At 70.2% G+C, this 20476-nt stretch carries 20 protein-coding genes and 2 pseudogenes; 13 read left to right on the top strand and 9 right to left on the bottom strand.

Features of this window, described 5'->3' with window-relative positions:
- Positions 1–49: 49 nt before the first annotated feature.
- On the bottom strand, positions 50–529 hold the full coding sequence (locus ABD230_RS16005; protein ID WP_344376663.1) for a MarR family winged helix-turn-helix transcriptional regulator: 480 nt from the start codon (positions 527–529) through the stop codon (positions 50–52).
- Between the two features lie 113 nt (positions 530–642).
- Between ABD230_RS16005 and ABD230_RS16000 the strand changes: the two genes are divergently transcribed.
- On the top strand, positions 643–1026 hold the full coding sequence (locus tag ABD230_RS16000) for a bleomycin resistance protein (protein ID WP_344376657.1): 384 nt from the start codon (positions 643–645) through the stop codon (positions 1024–1026).
- 20 nt (positions 1027–1046) lie between these two features.
- On the opposite strand, the gene ABD230_RS15995 is transcribed toward ABD230_RS16000, so the two are convergent.
- Positions 1047–1433 carry a TIGR03618 family F420-dependent PPOX class oxidoreductase gene (locus tag ABD230_RS15995; RefSeq protein WP_344376651.1) on the bottom strand — a complete coding sequence of 129 codons (387 nt, stop codon included), beginning with the start codon at positions 1431–1433 and terminating at the stop codon, positions 1047–1049.
- Positions 1434–1642: 209 nt separating this feature from the next.
- Between ABD230_RS15995 and ABD230_RS15990 the strand changes: the two genes are divergently transcribed.
- The 8 genes from ABD230_RS15990 (at position 1643) to ABD230_RS15955 (ending at position 9658) form a co-directional block, all read left to right on the top strand.
- Entirely contained in the window at positions 1643–2569 is a 927-nt protein-coding gene (locus ABD230_RS15990) for a lytic transglycosylase domain-containing protein (protein WP_344376644.1), read from the top strand.
- Between the two features lie 119 nt (positions 2570–2688).
- Positions 2689–3363, top strand: a complete 675-nt coding sequence (locus ABD230_RS15985; protein WP_344376641.1) for a GntR family transcriptional regulator — start codon at positions 2689–2691, stop codon at positions 3361–3363.
- Positions 3364–3487: 124 nt separating this feature from the next.
- The gene (locus ABD230_RS15980) at positions 3488–4687 is read left to right on the top strand and encodes an NAD(P)/FAD-dependent oxidoreductase (protein WP_344376640.1); all 1200 of its coding nucleotides are present in this window, start codon (positions 3488–3490) and stop codon (positions 4685–4687) included.
- A complete protein-coding gene (locus ABD230_RS15975) occupies positions 4684–5061 on the top strand; it encodes a (2Fe-2S)-binding protein (protein WP_344376637.1) in 378 nt (125 codons plus the stop codon). Before ABD230_RS15980 ends, ABD230_RS15975 begins: the two co-directional genes overlap by 4 nt.
- Positions 5058–6533, top strand: coding sequence for an FAD-dependent oxidoreductase (locus ABD230_RS15970; protein ID WP_344376634.1), 1476 nt, complete (start codon positions 5058–5060; stop codon positions 6531–6533). The genes ABD230_RS15975 and ABD230_RS15970 overlap by 4 nt, the downstream gene beginning before the upstream one ends.
- Position 6534: 1 nt before the next feature.
- Entirely contained in the window at positions 6535–7461 is a 927-nt protein-coding gene (locus ABD230_RS15965) for a dihydrodipicolinate synthase family protein (RefSeq protein WP_344376631.1), read from the top strand.
- A 1-nt stretch (position 7462) separates the two neighbouring features.
- Positions 7463–8464: a proline racemase family protein gene (locus ABD230_RS15960; RefSeq protein WP_344376625.1), complete on the top strand. Its 1002-nt coding sequence runs from the start codon at positions 7463–7465 to the stop codon at positions 8462–8464.
- 165 nt (positions 8465–8629) lie between these two features.
- On the top strand, positions 8630–9658 hold the full coding sequence (locus tag ABD230_RS15955) for a Gfo/Idh/MocA family oxidoreductase (RefSeq protein ID WP_344376623.1): 1029 nt from the start codon (positions 8630–8632) through the stop codon (positions 9656–9658).
- Positions 9659–9789: 131 nt separating this feature from the next.
- Here ABD230_RS15955 and ABD230_RS15950 read toward each other — a convergent pair whose 3' ends face one another.
- The 4 genes from ABD230_RS15950 to ABD230_RS15935 all read right to left on the bottom strand — a co-directional run bounded on the left by ABD230_RS15950 (position 9790) and on the right by ABD230_RS15935 (position 13935).
- The gene (locus ABD230_RS15950) at positions 9790–10704 is read right to left on the bottom strand and encodes a carbohydrate ABC transporter permease (RefSeq protein ID WP_344376620.1); all 915 of its coding nucleotides are present in this window, start codon (positions 10702–10704) and stop codon (positions 9790–9792) included.
- Positions 10701–11546, bottom strand: a complete 846-nt coding sequence (locus ABD230_RS15945) for a carbohydrate ABC transporter permease (protein WP_344376618.1) — start codon at positions 11544–11546, stop codon at positions 10701–10703. Before ABD230_RS15945 ends, ABD230_RS15950 begins: the two co-directional genes overlap by 4 nt.
- A gap of 79 nt (positions 11547–11625) precedes the next feature.
- Positions 11626–13011: an ABC transporter substrate-binding protein gene (locus ABD230_RS15940; protein WP_344376614.1), complete on the bottom strand. Its 1386-nt coding sequence runs from the start codon at positions 13009–13011 to the stop codon at positions 11626–11628.
- A 162-nt stretch (positions 13012–13173) separates the two neighbouring features.
- A complete protein-coding gene (locus tag ABD230_RS15935; RefSeq protein ID WP_344376611.1) occupies positions 13174–13935 on the bottom strand; it encodes a GntR family transcriptional regulator in 762 nt (253 codons plus the stop codon).
- A gap of 122 nt (positions 13936–14057) precedes the next feature.
- On the opposite strand from ABD230_RS15935, the gene ABD230_RS15930 reads away from it, so the two are divergent.
- The gene (locus ABD230_RS15930; RefSeq protein WP_344376606.1) at positions 14058–15152 is read left to right on the top strand and encodes a transaldolase family protein; all 1095 of its coding nucleotides are present in this window, start codon (positions 14058–14060) and stop codon (positions 15150–15152) included.
- 107 nt (positions 15153–15259) lie between these two features.
- A pseudogene (locus ABD230_RS15925) lies at positions 15260–15442 on the top strand (RNA polymerase sigma factor); the annotation flags it as partial.
- Between the two features lie 192 nt (positions 15443–15634).
- On the opposite strand, the gene ABD230_RS15920 reads toward ABD230_RS15925, so the two are convergent.
- Positions 15635–16663, bottom strand: coding sequence for an LLM class flavin-dependent oxidoreductase (locus ABD230_RS15920; protein WP_344376602.1), 1029 nt, complete (start codon positions 16661–16663; stop codon positions 15635–15637).
- Between the two features lie 328 nt (positions 16664–16991).
- Here ABD230_RS15920 and ABD230_RS15915 point away from each other — a divergent pair, with 328 nt between their 5' ends.
- Entirely contained in the window at positions 16992–17465 is a 474-nt protein-coding gene (locus tag ABD230_RS15915; RefSeq protein ID WP_344376599.1) for a heme-binding protein, read from the top strand.
- A gap of 117 nt (positions 17466–17582) precedes the next feature.
- On the opposite strand, the gene ABD230_RS15910 is transcribed toward ABD230_RS15915, so the two are convergent.
- The gene (locus tag ABD230_RS15910; protein ID WP_344376596.1) at positions 17583–18539 is read right to left on the bottom strand and encodes an LLM class F420-dependent oxidoreductase; all 957 of its coding nucleotides are present in this window, start codon (positions 18537–18539) and stop codon (positions 17583–17585) included.
- Positions 18540–18789: 250 nt separating this feature from the next.
- Here ABD230_RS15910 and ABD230_RS15905 point away from each other — a divergent pair.
- Positions 18790–19656 (top strand): annotated as a pseudogene (locus tag ABD230_RS15905) (sugar phosphate isomerase/epimerase family protein).
- 33 nt (positions 19657–19689) lie between these two features.
- Here the strand turns inward: ABD230_RS15905 and ABD230_RS15900 are convergent.
- Complete coding sequence (locus ABD230_RS15900) at positions 19690–20451, bottom strand: GntR family transcriptional regulator (protein ID WP_344376593.1); 762 nt, start codon at positions 20449–20451, stop codon at positions 19690–19692.
- Positions 20452–20476 lie beyond the last annotated feature (25 nt).

Below are 20476 nucleotides of genomic sequence, written 5' to 3'. Positions count from 1 at the left end.
TTTCGCGTTCGTCGGCCCGCCGACGGCGGGCGAGGTCTGATGAGCCGGCTCAGCCGCCGGCGGGAGAGGTCGTGTCGGGCGCGGGCGCGGGCGCGGGCGCGGATGCCGCGGCCGCGTGCATCGACGCCGTGACACCCTGCAGCGTGCGGATGAGCGATTCCGCATCGCCCTCGCGCACACCGGCCGCCTCGGCGATCCGGGCGGGGAGGTGCGCCAGCTCGGCGCGCAGCGCGGTGCCGCGCTCGCCGATGGCGACGGTGACCACGCGCTCGTCGTGCGCGCTCCGGGACCGGACCACCAGCCCGGACTGCTCCATGCGGCGCAGCAGCGGCGAGAGCGTGCCCGAGTCGAGCTGCAGCAGGTCGCCGAGCGAGCTGACGGTCTGCTCGCCCTCGCGCCAGAGCGCGACGAGCACGAGGTACTGCGGGTACGTGAGACCCCACGGCTCGAGCAGCGTGCGGTACAGCTGCGTCGTCGCCCGGGAGGCGGCGTACAGCGAGAAGCACACCATCTCGTCCGTCACGACCATGGAGAAGAGGATGGCACACAATTGAATTGTGCACAACTCAATGACGCGTCGAGGCCGTGACGCGTCGCGCGCCGGTATCGGCGCGCGCGGGGATCGAGGGCATGATGCGAGGTATGCCGGAACCGACGTCGCGCGATCGCGCCGTGCCCAACCTGCCCTCGCGCGACCTCGACGCCACCGAGGCCTTCTACGGCGGGCTCGGATTCGAGCGCGCCTTCCGAGACGAGGGATGGATGATCCTCCGACGCGGCGAGGTCGCACTCGAGTTCTTCCCGTTTCCCGGGCTCGATCCCGCGACGAGCTCGCATCGCTGCACGATCCGGGTCGCCGACGTCGACGAGCTCGCCTCGGCGGTCGCCGCAGCCGGCGTTCCCGTCCGCGAGACCGGCTTCCCGCGGCTCCACGAGGTGCGCCTGCAGGACTGGGGGCTCCGTGCCGGACACCTGCTCGACCCGGACGGCAACCTGCTCACGCTGATCGAGGAGCCCGGCACCTGACCCGCTCGTGATCGGCCGCGTCAGCCGGCATCCGTTCGCATGCCCGTCGACCCGAGCACGCGCTCGACCGTGAGCTCCAGCACCACGCGCTGGGGATTCGGGCGCGGCTGCCGGTACCGGGCCGCGTACAGCTCGACGGCGAACGCGACCGACTCCGGATCCGTCAGGACGCGGACCGGACCCTCGAAGCTGATCCAGCGTGCGCCGTCGACGGTGTTCACGCTCGCGCGCCCGCTGCGCTCCGCGTTGACGAACTTCTGCGAACCGCCGCTGCCGATCACGCGGACGACCCCGTCGAGGTAGGTGATGCCGACGGGCACCGAGTGGATCCGGCCGGACCGGTCGAGCGTCGAGAGGGTCGCGAGATGGCGTTCGGCCAGGAACGCGCGCGCCGCATCGGTGATCACGGTCGCACTCCTCGTAGGGGATCGGCGGGCATCGGGGCGCGCACCAGTCTGCCATCCGCACGACACCGGACATCCGGCACCTTCCCAGCCTCCGCGCTCCGCCGCGCGGCTAGTCTGGGCGAGCGGGTGTGGCCGACGAGCTCCTCGGACTCGGTGGTGCCGACCCGCAGGGTGCGGACCGGTCCGCACCCGAGCGGGGTGGGTGACGGATGTCCTGGGACGACGACGATGCGTATGGGGGTCGCCCTCGCGATCCCGATCGCCGCCTGTCCTGGCGGGGGGTCGCCCTGCAGGTCGCCGGCTACGTCGGTCTCGTCGCGGCCGTCGTCGCGCTGGTGATCGGCGCGGTCTTCGGCGTGACGATGCTCGGCGTCGCGACCAACCCCGAGGGATTCGCCGCGCCGTCGGCGCAGGGACGAGGTGCTCCGCTGCCTCCCGTGACGTCCGCCGCAGACGACGAGGGCGGATCGTCGGGCGAGGCGGGTTCGTCGTCGACGGACTCCACGGCCGCGAGCGGCTCGGAACTCGCCCCGATGGTGGAGCCCGAACCCGAGTCCGAGCCGGTCCCGGATCCCACGCCGCACGTCGACGCCGACTGGCTGTCGACCGTGGCTGCGGCGACCGGCATCCCGGAGCGGGCGCTCTCGGCGTATGCGCTCGCGCACGTCGTCATCGCGGCCGAGAGACCGGAGTGCGGCATCGACTGGACGACGGTCGCGGCGATCGGTGCGGTCGAGTCCGGTCACGGCAGCCACGGCGGCGCGGAGCTCGACGGGAACGGCGTAGCCCGGCCGACGATCGTCGGCCCCGCGCTCGACGGGAACGGCGTCGCGGCGATCCACGACACCGACGACGGCCTGCTCGACGGCGACAGCACCTGGGACCGCGCGGTCGGACCGATGCAGTTCATCCCGTCCACCTGGGACATGTGGGGGAGCGACGCCTCCGGCGACGGCATCGCCGACCCGAGCCAGATCGACGACGCCGCGCTCGCCGCAGCACGGTACCTGTGCGCGTCCGGCCCGATGACGAGCGCCGAGGGGTGGCGCGGAGCCGTCTACTCGTACAACCACGACAGCGACTACGTCGACAAGGTGGCGGGGATCGCGAGCGGGTACCTCGCGGCGTTGGGCTGAGGCTGCGCCGGGGTGGGCGGGCCCGGGGGCCATGCGCTCAGACTGGTCCGTTCCGACCGCCGTCGGTAGGCTCAGGGCAGTGCTGTGTCGCATGGCACAGCCGCCCCGAAGACAGGCCGATGTCGAACGAACTCAGCGTCACGCCGATCGCGCAGCCGCCGAGCCTGCGCGAGCGGGTCGAGGCGGCCCTCGCCTCCGCCATCCGGTCCGGCGAGATGAAGCCCGGCGAGCTGTTCTCGGCGCCCACGCTCGCGGCCCGCTTCGACGTGTCGGCCACTCCCGTCCGCGAGGCGATGCTCAACCTCGAGAAGCAGGGCTTCGTCGAGATCGTGCGGAACAAGGGGTTCCGCGTCACGCGCGTGAGCGACCGGGACCTGCAGGACCTCGTCGAGGTGCGGCAGCTGCTCGAGCCGCCGGTCGCCCGGCTCGTCGCGGGCCGGATCCCGGCGGAGGAGTACCCGCGCCTGCGGTCGCTCGCAGGCCGGATCGTCGACGGCGCGGCGCGGGGGAGCCTGGCGGACTACCTCGAGGCGGATGCCGAGTTCCATCGGGCGGTGACCGACTTCACCGGCAATCCGCGGCTGAGCGCCGTCGTCAGCGACCTGCGCGCCCAGACCCGGCTCCCCGGGCTCGCGGACCTCATCGCGACCGAGGAGCTCTCGGCGTCGGCGAACGAGCACCTCGAACTGCTCGAACTGCTCGAGGCGGGCGACGGCGAGGCGGCGGAGGAGCTGATGCGCCGTCACCTGGCGCACGTGATCGGCTGGTGGGCGGGTCGGCCCGAGGACGGCTGACGGACGTCGCCGTCCCCGCCGTCCTCCGATGCGGATGTCGCCCGAACGGGCGGGTCCCGGCATTCCCTCCGATAGAAATGTGTGACATAGTACTGCCACGCCATCGCCGATAGAGAGGGTGCGGATGAGTCGGATCGCCGTGATCGGTGCGGGGGTCATCGGCGCCGCGACGGCGCGCGAGCTCGCCCGCGCCGGACACGACGTCACGGTGCTCGACCGGGCGGCGCCCGCGGCGGGCACGTCCGGTCGCGGCGAGGGGAACATCCTGCTGAGCGACAAGGCGCCGGGTGCAGAGCTCGAGCTGGCCCAGCTCTCGCGCCGCCGCTGGTCGGCGCTCGCCCACGAATTGCGCGAGGAGCTCGGCGACCGGTTCCCGGCGATCGAGTTCGAGCCGAAGGGCGGACTGGTCGTCTCGACCACGGACGCAGGCGCGGCCCCGCTGCTCGACTTCGCCCGCGTCCAGCGCGAGGCCGGCGTGCACGCACAGGTCGTCACCGCCGCCGAGGCGCACGCCCTCGAGCCGCACCTCACGGCGGCCGTCACGGCGGCCGTCCACTATCCCGACGACGCGCAGGTGCAGCCCGTGATCGCGACCGAGGCGCTGCTCGCCTCAGCCCGTCGCGCAGGAGCCCGCGTCGAGACCGGGGTCGAGGTGGTCGGAGCGCTGCGCGACTCGGGCGGCGCGATCGCGGGCGTGGCCGTGCGCTCCGCGGTCGGCGGCGAGCGCCGCCTTCCGGCGGACCTCGTCGTGAACGCCGCGGGGCCCTGGGCGGCGGAGACCGGGCGCGTGCTCGGCGCATCCGTTCCCGTGCGACCCCGGCGCGGCATGGTCCTCGTCACGACGCGGATGCCGCACCGCGTGCGGCACAAGGTGTACGACGCCGACTACGTCGGCGCCGTCGGCTCGTCGTCGGCGGACCTGCAGACGAGCAGCGTCGTCGAGTCGACCGCCTCGGGCACCGTGCTCATCGGCTCCTCGCGCGAGCAGGTCGGGTTCCGCGACGAGTTCCGCGCGGCGATCGTCGGAGAACTCGCGCGAAAGGCGATCCTGCTCTTCCCCTTCCTGGCCGGTGCGTCGGTCATGCGCAGCTACAGCGGCTTCCGGCCGTACCTGCCCGACCACCTGCCGGTCATCGGCGAGGACCCCAGGTGCCCGGGCCTCTGGCACGCCGTCGGCCACGAGGGCGCCGGCATCGGGCTGGCGCCCGGCACGGCGGCGATCCTCTCCGCGCTCATCGCGGGGACCGCGACGCCCATCGACGCCGCACCGTTCGCCGTCGCGCGCCCCGGGCTCGCGCCGTACCTCGCGGAGGACGCCCGATGACCGCCGGCATGCCCAGGCGCCGCGGTGTCGTCCCCGCGGACTCGAGCACGCGCATCGAGATCCACCTCGACGGGCAGCCGATCGGCGGCACGGCGGGCCAGACGCTCGCCGGCGTCCTGATCGCCGCGGGCCGACCCTCCTGGCGGCGCAGCTCGGGCCGCGATGAGCCGCGAGGGATGTTCTGCGGCATCGGGGTCTGCTTCGACTGCATCGCCGAGGTGAACGGCGAGCGCGACGTGCGGCTCTGCCGGCGGCGCGCCGTCGACGGCGATCGGGTCGTCACCCAGCACGACGCGTTGCCGACACCGGTGCGCGACGAGCCCGGGGCGACGGATGCCGGCGGCGCCGACGCGGCGCGCGAGGAGACGCCGTGAGCCGCGGCATCCTGGTCATCGGCGCCGGGCCCGCGGGTCTCGCGGCGACCGAGGCCGCGCTCGACGCGGGCGCCCGGGTCACGCTCGTGGACGGCGCCGACCTCACGGGCGGCCAGTACTGGCGCCACCCGCCCGCGGAGCGGGGCGACGCGCGTGAGGCACGAGGGCACCACGGATGGACGCGCTACCTCGCGCTGCACGAGCGCGTCGAGGGCGACCCGCGCTGCGACGTGCGGCTGGGCGCGCAGGTCTGGGCGATCGAGCCCGACCCGGTGTCGCCGTGCGGGCTCGCCGTGCACCTCGCGACCGGCCGGGTCGACGCCGTCGGCGCACGCATGGAACGCCTCCGCCCCGACGCCCTCGTGCTCGCCACCGGCGCTCATGATCGCACGCTCCCGTTCCCGGGATGGCAGCTGCCCGGGGTGTTCACGGGCGGCGCCGCGCAGGCCCTGGCGAAGGGCGAGCGCGTGCGGGTCGGCGACCGGGTCGTCATCGCCGGTGCCGGCCCGTTCCTGCTGCCGGTCGCCGTCTCGGTCGCCGGCACGGGGGCGAGGGTCCTCGCCGTGGCCGAGGCGAGCGCGGTCGGCCGGATCGCTCGCGGCTGGTCCGCCCGGCCGTGGCGGCTGCTCCGCACCGCGTCCAAGGCCGGCGAACTGCTCGGGTACGTCGGCGCGTTCCTCCGGCACCGGATTCCGTACCGCACCGGCACCGTCGTGATCGCGGCGCACGGCACCGACCGCGTCGAGGCGGTCACGCTCGCCCGGCTCGACGCCGACTGGCGCCCGCGGCCGGGCACGGAGCGCCGCATCGCGGTCGACGCCGTCTGCGTCACGCACGACTTCACCCCGCGGCTCGAGCTCGCGATCGCCGCGGGGTGCACGGTCGACACGCGCCGCTTCGTCGTCGTCGACGACCGGCAGGAGACGACCGTGCCGGGCGTGTACGCGGCCGGCGAGATCACGGGGATCGGCGGCGTCGACCTCGCGCTCGCCGAGGGCGCGATCGCCGGGGCGGCGGCGGCCGGAGCCGAACCCGACCGCGCCGCCGTGCGGCGGCGGGCCGCGTTCACCGGGTTCGCCGCGCGCATCCCCGCGGCCCACGGCATCCGCCCGGGTTGGCGGGACTGGCTCGACGACGACACGCTCGTCTGCCGCTGCGAGGAGGTCGGGGTCGGCCGGCTCCGAGCGACCGCCGCGGAGACCGACGGCGCGGGCCTCCGATCCCTCAAGCTCACCACGCGCGCGGGCCTCGGCGCCTGCCAGGGCCGCGTGTGCGGCCGCACCGTCGAGGAGCTGCTGCTCGACGCGTCGGGAGCCGACCGCTTCCCGGACTTGGCGGGCACCGACCGGCGGCCGATCGCGGTGCCGCAGCGGCTCGGCGACCTGGCCGCGATCGTCCGCGAAGCCGACGACCGCGAGCAGGCCGACCTCGAACCCCACGACCCCCCAGAGACCTCCGGAAAGGACACCTGACATGGAACCCAAGAGCATCCTCGGCGGCGTGATCGTCGCCACCGCCCTGCCGTACAGGGAGGACGCGAGCGCCCCCGCGGGCCTCGCCGTCGACTACGACCGCTTCGCCGAGCACTGCGACTGGCTCGTCGCGAACGGCTGCGACGGCGTCGGGCCGAACGGCTCGCTCGGCGAGTACTCGTCGCTCACCGACGACGAGCGGCGCCGCGTCATCCAGGTCGCCGTCGAGGCCGTCGGCGACCGCGGCATCGTCGTGGCCGGCGTGCACGGACCCGGATGGCACCAGGCGAAGCACTGGGCCGAACTCGCCGCAGAGGACGGCGCGAAGGGCGTGCTCTCGCTGCCCCCGACGATGTACCGGGCGAGCCGGTCGCAGGTCGTCGAGCACTACTCGCGCATCGCCGAGGTCGGCCTGCCGATCATGGCCTACAACAACCCCATCGACACCAAGGTCGACCTCGTGCCCGACCTCGTCGCCGAGCTCGCGCAGATCGACCAGGTCGTCGCGATCAAGGAGTTCTCGGGCGATGTGCGGCGCGCGTTCGAGATCGCCGAGCGCTGCGACATCGACGTCATCGCCGGCGCCGATGACGTCGTGTTCGAACTGTTGCTCGACGGCGCGGTCGGCTGGTTCGCCGGCTTCCCGAACGCGTTCCCCGCCGAGTCGGTCGAGATCTACGACCTCGTGCGGGCGGGCCGCATCGACGAGGCTCGCGACCTGTACCGCGACCTCGTCGCGATCTTCCGGTGGGACTCGCGCACCGAGTTCGTGCAGGCGATCAAGCTGAGCATGGAGATGGTCGGGCGCTACGGCGGCCCGTGCCGCCCGCCCCGCGGGCCGCTCACCGCGGAGCACGAGGCCGCCGTGCGCGCCGACATGCAGCGCGCGATCGACGCGCTCGCGAACCGCCGCTCGGTGCCGGCCTGACATGCGGTCCTCGCGGCTCTACACGGCGGTCGACTCGCACACCGAGGGCATGCCGACGCGCGTCGTGACCGGCGGCATCGGCGTCATCCCCGGGGCGACCATGAACGAGCGCCGGCTGCACTTCATCGAGCACCTCGACCACATCCGGAAGCTCCTCGTGAACGAGCCGCGCGGGCACGCCGCGATGAGCGGCGCCATCCTGCAGCCGCCCACGAGACCGGATGCCGACTACGGCGTGCTCTACATCGAGGTCTCGGGCTGCCTGCCGATGTGCGGGCACGGCACCATCGGCGTCGCGACCGTGCTCGTCGAGACCGGCATGGTCGAGGTCGTGGAGCCGGTCACCGAGATCCGGCTCGACACCCCGGCCGGCCTCGTCATCGCGCGCGTCGCCGTGAGCGACGGGCACGCCGACTCCGTCACGATCGAGAACGTGCCGTCGTACCCGGTGCGCCTGGATGCCGAGATCGAGGTGCCGGGGCTCGGCACGGTGCCGTACAGCCTCGCCTTCGGCGGAAACTTCTACGCCATGGTCGACCTCGACGCCGTCGGACTGCCGTTCGACCGCGACCGGCAGCAGGACATCCTCGACGCCGGGCTCGCGATCATGGCGGCCGTCAACGAGCAGGCGCCGCCGTCGCATCCGGAGATCGAGGGCGTCGACCACTGCCACCACGTCGAGTTCATCGCCCCGGGCTCCGACGCCGTGCATTCCAGGCACGCCATGGCCATCCACCCGGGCTGGTTCGACCGGTCGCCCTGCGGGACGGGGACCTCGGCGCGGATGGCCGAGCTCTGGGCGCGCGGCGAGCTGCCGCTCGACCGCGACTTCCGCAACGAGTCGTTCATCGGCTCGAGCTTCACCGGTCGGCTCGTCCGCGAGACCGAGGTCGCCGGCATTCCCGCCGTGGTCCCGACCATCACGGGCCGGGCCTGGGTCACCGGCATCGGGCAGTACCTGCTCGACCCGACGGACCCGTTCCCCGAGGGCTTCGAGTTCTGACGCGGAGGGCGCCGCACCACCTGGACATCTCCCATTCGCACGTCGAGGGGGGACGACGCACGTCGACGCATGCGTGAGCTGCGAGTTGACGCTCGTATCATGTTCGGTCATTCTTACAGCAGCGCCGATCCTCGGCGGAGCACACCAATGACGGGAGCCTCAGACATGACGATCCGGATCGGCCTCATCGGGTACGGCGTCGGTGGACAGCTGTTCCACGCGCCGTACATCACTGCGTCGGAACGCTGCGAGCTGGTCGGCATCGTGGCACGGTCGGCCGCGCGCGTCGCCGCTGCCCGTCGGGATCACCCCGAGGTCCCGGTCTTCTCCGGCATGGGCGAGCTGATCGACGCCGGTGCCGACCTGGTCGTGATCTCGACGCCCCCCGAGACCCGTCAGGCACTGGTGCTCGAGGCGATCGGTCGAGGCGTCCACGTCGTCGCCGACAAGCCCTTCGCCCCCTCCGCGTCGGCGGGACAGGAGCTCGCCGACGCCGCCGCAGCCCGCGGGGTGATCCTGAACGTCTTCCACAACCGCCGGTTCGACACCGATGTCGTCACGGCCCGCTCGGTGATCGCGTCCGGTGAACTCGGTCGGATCACGAGGCTCGACCTGCGGTGCGACCAGGAGGATGCATCGACGCTGGAGGGCGGACCGGGCGGCGGCCTGCTCCGCGACATGGGAAGCCACGTCATCGACCAGGCCCTCGACCTGCTGGGTCCCGCCCGCGCGGTCTCGGCGCAGATGGACTGGCTCGAGCTGCCTGCCGGCCCGACCGACACCGGATTCGTCATCACCGTCCTCCATCGCAGCGGTGCGCATTCGCACATCTCCGCCAGCAAGATCAATCACCTGTCGTCGCGCGAGCTTCGGGTGCACGGGGAGCTCGGGTCCTACGTCTCCGACTACACCGATGTGCAGTTCGAGGCGGTGCGGAGCGGGCGACGTCCGGAAGGGGCGCGGACCGATTGGGGATACGAGACCGAGTCGCGGTGGGGCACGCTCTCGACGAGCGACGGAACGCGACCCATCCCGTCGCTGCAGGGTGACTACGCGCTGTTCTACGACCGGATCGCGGCGGCCGTCGAGGGCGACGGGCAGGAGCCGGTTCCCGCCCTCGAGGGGGTAGCGGTCCTCCGCGTGCTCGACGCGGCACGACTCAGCGCCGCCGAGGATCGCACCGTCATCCTCTGAGAGCATCGGGCCGGACCATCCCGTCCCGACCGCGGCACGGGAGAGACCTCCGGGACGATGCGAGCGCGACACTCGCATCGTCCCGGAGGTCCTCGCCGCCGCGGTCGACGCCGGTGGGACGCGGGTTCCCGCTATTCCTTGACGGCGCCCTGGGTCATGCCTCGGATCACGTGACCCTGCAGCAGGACGTACGTCACGACGACGGGGACCGCGACGATGACCGCGGCCGCAGCCAGGAGGGGGACGTCGGAGACGTACTTCCCGACGAATGCGCCGAGTCCGGCCGGTGCCGTCTTCGAGGCGGGATCCTGGAGGATCACGAGGGCGATCAGGAACTCGTTCCAGCTCCAGATGAAGAAGAGGATCACGATGGTCATGACGCTTGGCCAGGAGATCGGGAAGAGCACCTTCCACAGCACCTGCCAGGGCCGCGCCCCGTCGATCTGCGCCGCCTCGACCAGGCTCGGCGGAGTCTGCGAGAACGCGACACGCATCCAGAACGTGCCGAAGGAGACGTAGAGCCCGATCTCGGGGAGTGCGACGCCCCACATCGTGTTCGTCAGGTTCAATGCGCGCAGCGTGTAGTAGAGCGGGACGATGATGCCTTCGAACGGGAGGATCAGCCCGATGAGCAGCGCCGCGAAGATGAACTCCTTGCCCCGGAACTTCATGGTCGCGAAGGCGTAGCCGCTCAGGACCGAGAGGAAGACCGCGATCACGACCACCGGCAGCGCGATCATGACGCTGTTGGAGAGGAGCACGTTGAACGCGCCGGTGTTCCAGGCGTCGACGTAGTTGGACCACTGCGGGTCGGCAGGCCAGCTCAGGCCGGCGACGGGGATGCCCCGCGGCTGCAGCGAGACCGCCAGGATGCTGTAGAGCGGAACGAGCACCAGGAAGGCGCCCAGTCCGAGGATCGTGTACTTGGCGACGACACCGGACACCCCCGCGCGCCGGACCGACCGGAACCGGCGCGACGGCGGGCGCGAAGTGACGATCGCCTCGGTGTCCGGCGCGACCTCCGGACGTTCGGTGAGAATGCTCATTGTCTGGTCCTAAAGAGTCGAGCCATGCCGAGCCCCACGATCACGATCAGCAGGACGAGGACGATGGCGATGGCTGCTGCGGAACCGACCTGTCCGTCGACGAACGCCAGCCGGTAGATCTCGAGCGCGGGAACCGTCGTCGAGGTGCCGGGGCCGCCTCGCGTCGTCATGTAGACGACGTCGAAGCTCTTCAGGCCGCCGATCACGGTGATCGTCAGCGCCACCCCGAGTTCCGGCTTCACGCCCGGCAGCGTGACCGCGAAGAACTCGCGGATCGGTCCCGATCCGTCGATCTTCGCCGCGTCGTACAGTCCCGGGTCGATCCGGGAGATGCCCGCGAGGAACAGGATCATGCAGAATCCGGCCGTGAGCCAGGTCCCCACGAGCCCGACTGCGTACAGCGCCCAGTCGAAGTCGCCGAGCCATGGCCTGGCGAGCGAGTCGAGGCCGATCGCGCGCAGCGTCTCGTTGATCGGGCCGTCGAGGTTGTACATCCACCGCCACGCCATCCCGGTGACCGTCAGTGCGATCACCTGCGGGAGGAAGAGGACCGTCCGGAAGAACCCGAGGCCCCGCAGCCGGCTCGAGGACAGCATGCTCGCCGTGATCAGGCCGAGGCACACGGGGATGAGTGCGAAGAAGACGATGAGGATGAGGGAGTGGTAGAGCGCCGACTGGACGCGCGGGCTCGACAGCTGCGTCACGTAGTTCTGGAGCCCGACCCACACCGGGGTTCCGATCCCGCTCCACCGGTGGAGCGAGTACCACACCGTCTGGAGGAGCGGGAACGCTACGAAGAGCAGCGAGGCTGAGAGAGCTGGAAGAACGTAGAGATACGCCAACCTGTTGTTCTTGACTTTCGATCTCGTGTTCATTCCACCTGCACCCAGCCTCGCTGCTCGTCGTCGGTCGTCGTGCGTTCTATCGCGCGGCGCCGTAGAACTCCTCCCAGTTCTGCTGCAGGCTCTCGACGAAGGCCTCCGGCTCCATCCGGTTCGCGAGCACCTCCTGCAGGTTCGGCATCTCGATGCTCTGGAACGACGGGGTCGCCCATCCGAGGTGGTAGGTCATGCCGTCGACGTCACTGAGCGTCTGCCAGGCGGCGAGCAGCTCCTCGTCCGCCGGGAGGTCGCTCACCACGGAGTCGGCACCGAGCAGCGGGACGAAGCCGCCGTCCCACAGGACCTGGGCCTTGTCCTCCTGGGCGATGAAGTCCAGGAAGTTGGCTGCGACATCCGGGTTCTCGGACATCGACGAGATGCAGTACGGCTTCTCGGTGGCGCCGTTCGCCTGCGGGTCGTCGGCCGCGTTCTCACGCGGGAACAGCGTGAAGCCCAGGTTGTCGCCCATCGCCTCGCTGTAGGTCCCGTGCACGTAGTTGCCGTCGAGGGCGAAGACGCCCTCGCCGCCGGTGAACAGCGCGTACCCGTCGGCTCGGCTCGTGCCCTCGACGCCGTCGTAGAAGTACCCCTGGTTGCCCCAGTCCTGGTACTGCTCGACCGACTCGATCGCCTTGTCCGTCACGAGGTCGGTGCCTTCCTTGCCCTGGACGAACTCGCGCTGGATCTGCTTGTCCTCGTAGCCGGAGAGCACCTGCTCCCAGACGTTCTTCCCGGGGTCGCCGTCGAGGTTGCCGAACATGAGTCCGGTCTCGCCGGCCTCCTTGGCCGTGTCGAGTGCGGCCGTGAATTCGTCGATGGTCTCGAAGTCCGTGTCGATGCCGAGCTCCTCGACCTTCTCCCGGTTGTAGTAGAGACCGGTGAGCTGCCCGGCGAACGGGAGGCCGTAGAGCTGCCCGGCTCCGAGGCTGCGGCCGTCGTCCGACATCCGCGACGGTCCGAGGAAGCCCTCCGCGATCCGGTCCGACCAGCCGTACAGCTCGTCGTACGGCTCGAGCGAGATGATCAGGCCGGCCTCGACGAGCGGACCCATGTAGTTGCCCTGGCTGCACTCGATGAGGTCGGGGGCGTCCTGCTCGCTCATCCTCAGCTTGAACGTGTCGCTGAACGCCGCGCTCTCGGTGTACTCGAGGTTGATCGTGACGTTCGGATGGAGTTCCTCGTACTCGTCGATCAGGTTCTGGAGCGCTTCCTGGGCCGGGCCGATCTGAACGGTCCACAGGGACAGCTCCACCGGGTCGGTGGGGATCTCGGTCGATGCCGGCTCGTTGGATGCGGTGTTCTGCTGCCCGCCGGTGCAGGCGGCGAGTGAGACCGCAAGCCCGGCGGATGCCACGAGCGCGACGGCTCGCCGGCCGCCGAGTCGCAGGCGGGTGGGGCGCGTATCGGGGACAGGATTGTGATTCATAGGAGCTTCCTTGCTGCTATGGCCGGGCCCGAGTCACGGGCTCGGCGCTTCATGTATCACTGCTTGATGTTCCGAGGCCGTGGGGACGCCCTCGTCACTCCTGATCCTACTATGTAATGACATATCGTCAATAGGTGGTTGCAAGATCGGTCGATTCGCGGGTCACTTGTCGACCAGCGTGATCTCGAACGAGTACAGGTCGGGTGAGTAGCAGTGCTGCCCGAACTCCACGGCCCGACCCGAACTGTCGAAGGCGGTCCGCGCCATCGTGAGCAGGGCCGCCCCCTTCGGGAGTTGGAGGAGGCGGCTCTCGGTCGCGGTGGCCGTGCGCGCGCCGATGCGCTGCTTGGCCACGCGCATCGTGACGCCGCGCGCGCGCATCAGCTGGTAGAGGCCGCGCTGCTCCAGGTCGTCGACGGTGAGATCGGCGAAGTCGCCCGGAAGGGTGTTGTCGAGGAGGGCGATCGGAACGCCGTCCGCGCTGCGGAGGCGGCGGACATGCAGCACCGTGTCGCCCTCGGTGATCCCCAGCGAATCCGCGACGGCCTGATCCGCCTCGCCGATCTCATAGGAGATCACCTTCGTCGTCGGCTTCTGGCCGGTCCGGCCGAGGTCGTCGTAGAGGCTCGTGAGCTCCACGTTCCGCGTGACCTGCCCGTGCACGACCTGCGTGCCGATCCCGCGCCGTCGCACCAGGAGGCCCTTGTCGACGAGTTCCTGGATCGCGCGGCGCACCGTCGGGCGGGAGAGTCCGAAGCGCTGGCCGAGCGAGATCTCGTTCTCGAGGCGCGAGCCCGCCGGCAGCTGGCCGTCCTGGATGGCCTGCTCGAGCTTGGTCGAGACCTGGAAGTACAGCGGGACCGGACTCGACCGATCGATGTCGATGAAGAAGTCGCCCGGTAGCAGCGTTTCGGCCTGTGCCATGTCCCACCCCATGCCATCAGCGGATGTTTGTTCGGACAATACTACAGCATTCGCTTCATGTCAGGTGCGAAACGAGACATTTGTGAACTAACATACGAATGTCCGAACAAAAAGGAGTTGTCATGAATCCGACGGCCACGACGACGACGACGCGCGTGCCGCCCCTTCGCGATGCGGTCGAGCGGTTCCCGACCGTCCTCTGGAACGACTCGGCAGACCCGGACGAGCTCGCTCGATCCATCGAGTTCGGCGCGGTCGGCGCGACGTGCAACCCGGTCATCGCCCTCGCGGCGATCACCGCACACCTCGACGTCTGGGGCCCGAGGATCGCCGCACTCGCGGAGCGGTTCCCGTCTGCGAGCGAGTCCGAACTCGGATGGAAGGTGGTCGAGGAGCTCTCCGTCCGGGCGGCCGAGCTGCTGGAGCCGGCGTTCCGCGAGTCCGGAGGCCGCAACGGACGGCTCTCGGTGCAGACCGACCCGAGGCTGCATCGTGACGCCGAGGCGCTCGTCGAGCAGGCCGTCCGGTTCAGTCGCCTCGCCGAGAACATCATCGTCAAGATCCCCGCGACGTCGGTCGGGATCCGGGCGATCGAGGAGGCCGTCTACCGCGGCGTCAGCATCAACGTGACGGTCTCGTTCACCGTTCCGCAGGCGATCGCCGCTGCGCAGGCCATCGAGCGCGGACTGGACCGACGTTCCGCGGATGGCCTGCCGGACCACGAGTTCGGTTCGGTCGTCACGATCATGGGCGGCCGCCTCGACGATTGGCTGAAGGCGTGGGCCGCCAAGCAGCGGATCCTCATCGATCCGGGTGCCTTCGAATGGGCCGGCGTCGCCGCGCTCAAGCGTGCCCATGGGATCTTCGTCGAGCGCGGCTACCGGTCGCGGATCCTGTCCGCCGCGTTCCGCAATCACATGCACTGGTCGGAGCTCCAGGGAGGCGACCTGGTCGTCTCGCCGCCGTTCGACTGGCAGGCGCGCATCAACGAGAACGACCTCCGCGCCGAGGACCGGATCTCCGTCCCCGTGGACCCGCGCATCGTCGAGCTCCTGCTCGAGAAGGTGCCGGAGTTCCGCCGCGCATACGAGCCCGACGGCCTGAGCGTCGAGGAGTTCGACACGTTCGGGGCGACCGTCCGCACGCTCCGGCAGTTCCTCGAGGCCGACGAGCAGCTCGACCGGGTCGTCCGCGACATCCTTCTGCCGCCGCTCTAGGGGGCGATCGGGTGCGGGAATGCAGCGCGGCATGAACGACGGCGACGTGGAGCGCACCGGCGGCCGTGGCGTGGAGCGCGTCCGCGAGTCGTTCGACCGCGTGGCACCTGCGAGCACCAGTGAAGTTCGACCACGCGAAGGGGTGGACGTTCTCCACCGACGCGACGTGGTGGATCAGGCAGGCGATCACGAGGGCGATGGCCGATCAGGCGCGGACGATCAGGATCCCGGTGCACCTGGTCGAGGTCATGAACACGCTCGCGGCCGTGCAACGGCGGATGCTCCAGGACCAGATCAAGTCGAAGGCGCTCGCCGAGCTCCGTCATCCCTCGCGTTCGGAGCCGCTTCGCGAGTACCTCGAGTGAGGTGCGCCCCGTCAGGATGCCGTCCGCGACGCGGAGACGACCATCGGGCGGAGATGCACTCCCCGCCCGATGGTCGCCCCATGGATCGGCCCGTGATACGGGCTGGCCGATCCGAACTCACTTCATGTGCGGCATCAGCCTTTCCACGAAGTCGAGCGTCTCGTTGATGCCGAGCTCGTCGTGGATGATGATCCGGCTCATCCCGCCTCGTTCCTCGCGCTCCTTCAGCGTGTCGGCGATGTGCGCGGGGGAGCCGAACAGCAGGTAGGGGTTGTCGAGCAGCGACTGGCTCGGGATGTGGCCCCAGTGCTCGCAGAGATCTTCCTGGGCGCGGTCGATGTTCTTCTTCGAGCCGTCGACCCATCGCAGGACGAACGCCGAGGCGGTGATGTCCCGCTCCGGCCGGCCGACCTCGCTCGCAGCCTGCCGTGCGACGCCGAGCCGCTCGGCAACGTCGTCGATCGTGGTCATCGCGCGCCGACGGACGTCGTTGTAGTGCTTCTCCTCGGTGCCCTTGCCGCGCATCGCGCCGCGCTTCGGCGTGCCGTGGATGTCGACGATGTCGCAGTAGCGGCCGGCCATCTGCATGATCCGGTCGGAACCGCCGCCGATCGCGAGCTTCGGCTTCGTCCCGAGCGGCGGCACCGGTGCGAGCGGCAGGTTCACCGCCTTGCGGTACTCGCCCTCGAAGTTCGCGAATCCGTTGTTGTAGAGCTGGGTCGCGACCTGCAGGGTCTCCTCGAGTCGATCCAATCGCTTCGACAGTGGATCCATGTCGATGCCCAGCGCCTTGAACTCCTCGGTGCTCCAGCCGGCGCCGATGCCCGCCGTCACGCGGTCGCCGCTCGCCAGGACGGCGAGCTGTGAGTACTGGCGGAACAGCAATCCGGGGTTGAACCAATCGGAGTTGAGGATTCCGGTCATGAGCTCGAGCCGGTCCGAGATGCCGGCGACCGCGGCGAGCACGGTGAGCGGGTCGCTGAGTCGCCACTCCGCATACTGCCGCGGAGCATGGAAGCTGTGGAACACGTGATCGAACATGTTCACGCCGTCGGCGCCGGAGTCCTCGATGCGCTTCACGAGATTGCGCAGGTCTCGTGCGCTCCGCGACGAGGTGAACCTCGTGATCGAGACGAATACCTTCATGGCCTTCCCTTTCATATGGATTGCTCTGCTCTGAGATCCAGAAGCCTGGGGTGCGACGGCGAGGCGTGCGGATCGGACTCCGTCCGCCCGGACGAGGTACGCCGCGATTCGAGTCTACGGGGCTTGGCAGGCCTGTCAAGTTAATGTCCGGACATATGGCGGAAATGATTCCGCTGGGTCGGGAGCGGACACGGATGGCCACGGTTCGATCGGAGCCCGGTCGTCGTCATGTTCGTCGCAGGTCATTGACGCGTCGAGGCCGACACGGTTTCATGTGAAGTCAATCGTACAAAGATCGAAGACGATCTCGAGTGAGAAGAGGAAACGAATGACCGACTTCGCCGACCAGGCACTCCTGGATGATCTGGAGTCCGCCCCGATCGCCGCGTTCGAGTCGCTGACCAACGAGGACGCCGTGGCGCTCGGCCTCGCGGCCGTGGACCTCATCAGGGAGCGATCGCTGAACCTCGCCGTCGACGTGGTCCTGCATGGCGACCTCGTGTTCCGGGCGAAGCTCGGCAGTACGGGACCGGACAACGACCCGTGGCTCGCCGGGAAGGCCGCCACCGCCCGCACGTACGCGGCGCCTTCGCTCCTCGTCCGGCTCCGGCACGAGGCAGAGGGGGCGCCGTTCGAGGAACGCGCCGTCGACGGGGTGACGCTCCGCGCGGCGGGGGGTTCGGTACCCCTGTACGTCGCGGACGAGCTGGTCGGAACCCTCACCCTGTCCGGCGAGCCGGACACGGTGGATCACGCCACGGCCGTCGCGGCGCTCGACGTGTTCACCGCGGCGCGCCGCTGACGCGATCGATCGCCCCGTGACGGGGTGGCGCGGATCCGACCGCACCCCAGCCCGATGAGGACTGCGGAGCGGCCCACGCGGAACGCGTCACCCCGTCGGCGCTCATCCGACCTCGTTTCAGCCGACCTCGGTGAGGTCGGCGCGATCCGCGGAGAACGCCGGGAGCACCTCGCGGCCGAGGTACTCGACCTGCGCCACGTCCTGCAGATCCATCAACTGGAAGTAGACCCGCTCCGCGCCGAGCGCGCGGAATCGTTCCACCCGCTCGATCACGACGGCGGCGTCCCCGATGAGCGACGCGCCATTCCGCAGGTCCTCGGGCGTCTCGCCCGTTTCGGCGGCGCGGCAGGCCAGCTCGTCCTCGGTCTCGCCGACGACGGTCGTGATGCCGGCCGACAACTTCAACGTCCCCGGGTCTCGACCGATCCGCTCGCAGGCGGCGCGGACATGGGCGAACTGGCGGGCGACGACGTCATCGGGCTGGTTGCCGATGTTGTACTCGGTGGCGAACCGGGCGGCGAGTTCCGGTGTGCGGCGAGTACCCGGGCCACCGATGATCAGCGGCACGGAGTCCTGCGCCGGCTTCGGCAGTGCCGGCGCTTCCGAGAGCGAGTAATGGCGTCCATCGAAGGAGTACGTGCGCCCGACCGGCGTGCGCCAGAGTCCGGTGATGACCTCCAGTTGCTCCTCGAACCGATCGAACCGCCGCACGGGGAACGGGATGCCGTATGCGCGGTGCTCGCCTTCGAACCATCCGGTGCCGATCCCGAGCTCGACCCGACCGCCGGACATCGCGTCGACCTGCGCGACCTGGATCGCCAGGATCGAGGGGACGCGATGGGTGGCGGAGGTCATGAGCGTGCCGAGTCGGATCCGCTTCGTCTCGCGGGCGAGCCCCGCGAGCGTCGTCCACGCGTCGGTGGGTCCGGGCAGCGGGTCGCCGGGATCGTTCCGCATGTAGTGGTCCGAGCGGAAGAAGCCGGTGAATCCGAGGGCCTCGGCGCTGCGGGCGAGCTCGAGCTGGTCGTCGTAGGTGGCGCCCTGCTGCGGCTCGGTGGTGATGCAGAATTCCATGTCTCGAACCTTCCTTCCGAACGGAGCGTCAGCGAGGCGCACCGGCGCCTCCACGCTCGCCGAGTCGGGCTTCGATGCACCGACGCGGAGGAAGCCGGCCGAACGTCGCGACGACGCTCCTAATGAGAGTATGTTATGACAATACTGCACGTGCGCGCCGACGGGGGAGCGCGATGCCGTGGGACGGTCGGCCCCCCAACCCCATCCGTCGGGGAACGCGTCGGCGTGCTCGACCACTCAGGGAGACACCATGGCGAAGATCTCGATGAACTCCACCGCGGCCTTCTTCGGCACCACCCTCCGTGACGTCCAGGTCGCGAGGGCTGCGGGCTACGACGCAGTCGAGCTGCAGACTCCGAAGCTGTTCCGGTTCCTCGACGCCGGATACTCGGCCGAGGACCTGCTCCCGGCACTGGACGGCTTCCCGGTCTCCGGCGTGGGCGCGATCCAGGAGGCCCCAGAGGAGCAGTTCCGGCGGGATGCGACGCGCCTGTCCGAGGCGGCGAGCGCGCTGGGTGCGCCCTACGTGCAGATGTGCACGGGGCCGGTCGACGAGGAGGTCGTGAAGGCGTTCCGGGCCGGGACGCTGGCGGCCGACGATCCGCGCTATCGGGGCGCCCTCGGGCTCTCTGAGCGGGACACCCTCGACCAGACCGCGCGCAACGTCGCGCTCGCGGCCGACATCGCCGCGGACCACGGCGTGGGGATCTACCTCGAACCGCTGGGCTTGGTCCCCGGTGAACCGCGTGTCGCAGGCGCTGCAGGTCCTCGATCGGATCGATCGACCGAACGTCAAGCTGTGCGTCGACTTTAGCACTTCTGGGTGTCCGGTGACACGCCGGAGGATGTCGCGAGCCTGCCGGCCGACCTCATCGCCGCGGTGCACGTCTGCGACGGGCTCGCCGTCCCACCCGGTGAGGTCCCCGACCAGCCCGGTTCACGCAATGTCTGGATCGGGGGAGGCCTCATCCCGTTGCAGGAGTGGGTCGATGCGTGCAGGTCGACCGGCTTCGACGGGTACTACTGTCCGGAGATCTTCAGCCGGAAGATCGCCCAGCTCGACGACACGACGGTCGCGGCAACCCTTCGGAACACGATCGCCTTCCTGCTTGCATGAGGCGTCGGGCGCGCTGGGGCGGGCGCGGACGCACTACTTCGCGACGAGCGTCGTCTCGAATCCGTAGAGGTCCGGTCGGTAGCAGTGATGGCCGAACTCGACGGCGCGACCCGTGTTGTCGTAGGCGACGCGTTCCATCGTGAGCACGGGTCCGCCCTTGTCGATGCCGAGGAGGCGGCTCTCATCGCGCTGAGCGCGACGCGCACCGATCTTCTGCTGCGCGATCCGGATCCCCACGCCGCGGCTCCGGAGGATCTGGTACAGGCCGCGCGCTTCGAGGTTCTCGGGGGAGATGTCCGCGAACTCCGGGGGGAGGTAGTTCTCGAGCACGGCGACGGGCACGTCGTCGGTGCTCCGCAGCCTCCGCAGATACAGCACGTCGGCACCCGCCGGCAGGCCGAGCATGTTCGCCACGAGGTCGGTCGCGGGGATGACCGCGTGCTTGATGACCGTCGTGCTCGGTTCCTTGTCGGAATTCCGAAGATCGTCGTAGAGGCTCGTGAGTTCGACCTGTCGGGTCACCTGGCCCTGGATGACCTGCGTGCCGATGCCCCGACGGCGGACGAGGAGCCCCTTGTCGACGAGTTCCTGGATGGCGCGCCGGATGGTGGGCCGCGACAACCCGAGGCGCTGCCCGATGGCGATCTCGTTCTCGAGTCGCGAGCCCGGCGGGATCGCGCCCGATCGGATCGCCGCTTCGAGTCGGCTGGACACCTGGAAGTACAGGGGGACGGGGCCGTTGCGGTCCAGGTCGAGGAAGAGCTCGTCCGGCCAGACCATCTCTTCGCTCGCCATGCCGTCCTTCCGAGGTTCCGGTGCG

It is taken from the genome of Agromyces tropicus, assembly GCF_039531345.1.
Classification (GTDB): domain Bacteria; phylum Actinomycetota; class Actinomycetes; order Actinomycetales; family Microbacteriaceae; genus Agromyces; species Agromyces tropicus.
The sequence above is the reverse complement of the archived record's forward strand: the minus strand, read 5'-3'. Positions and strand labels throughout refer to the sequence as shown.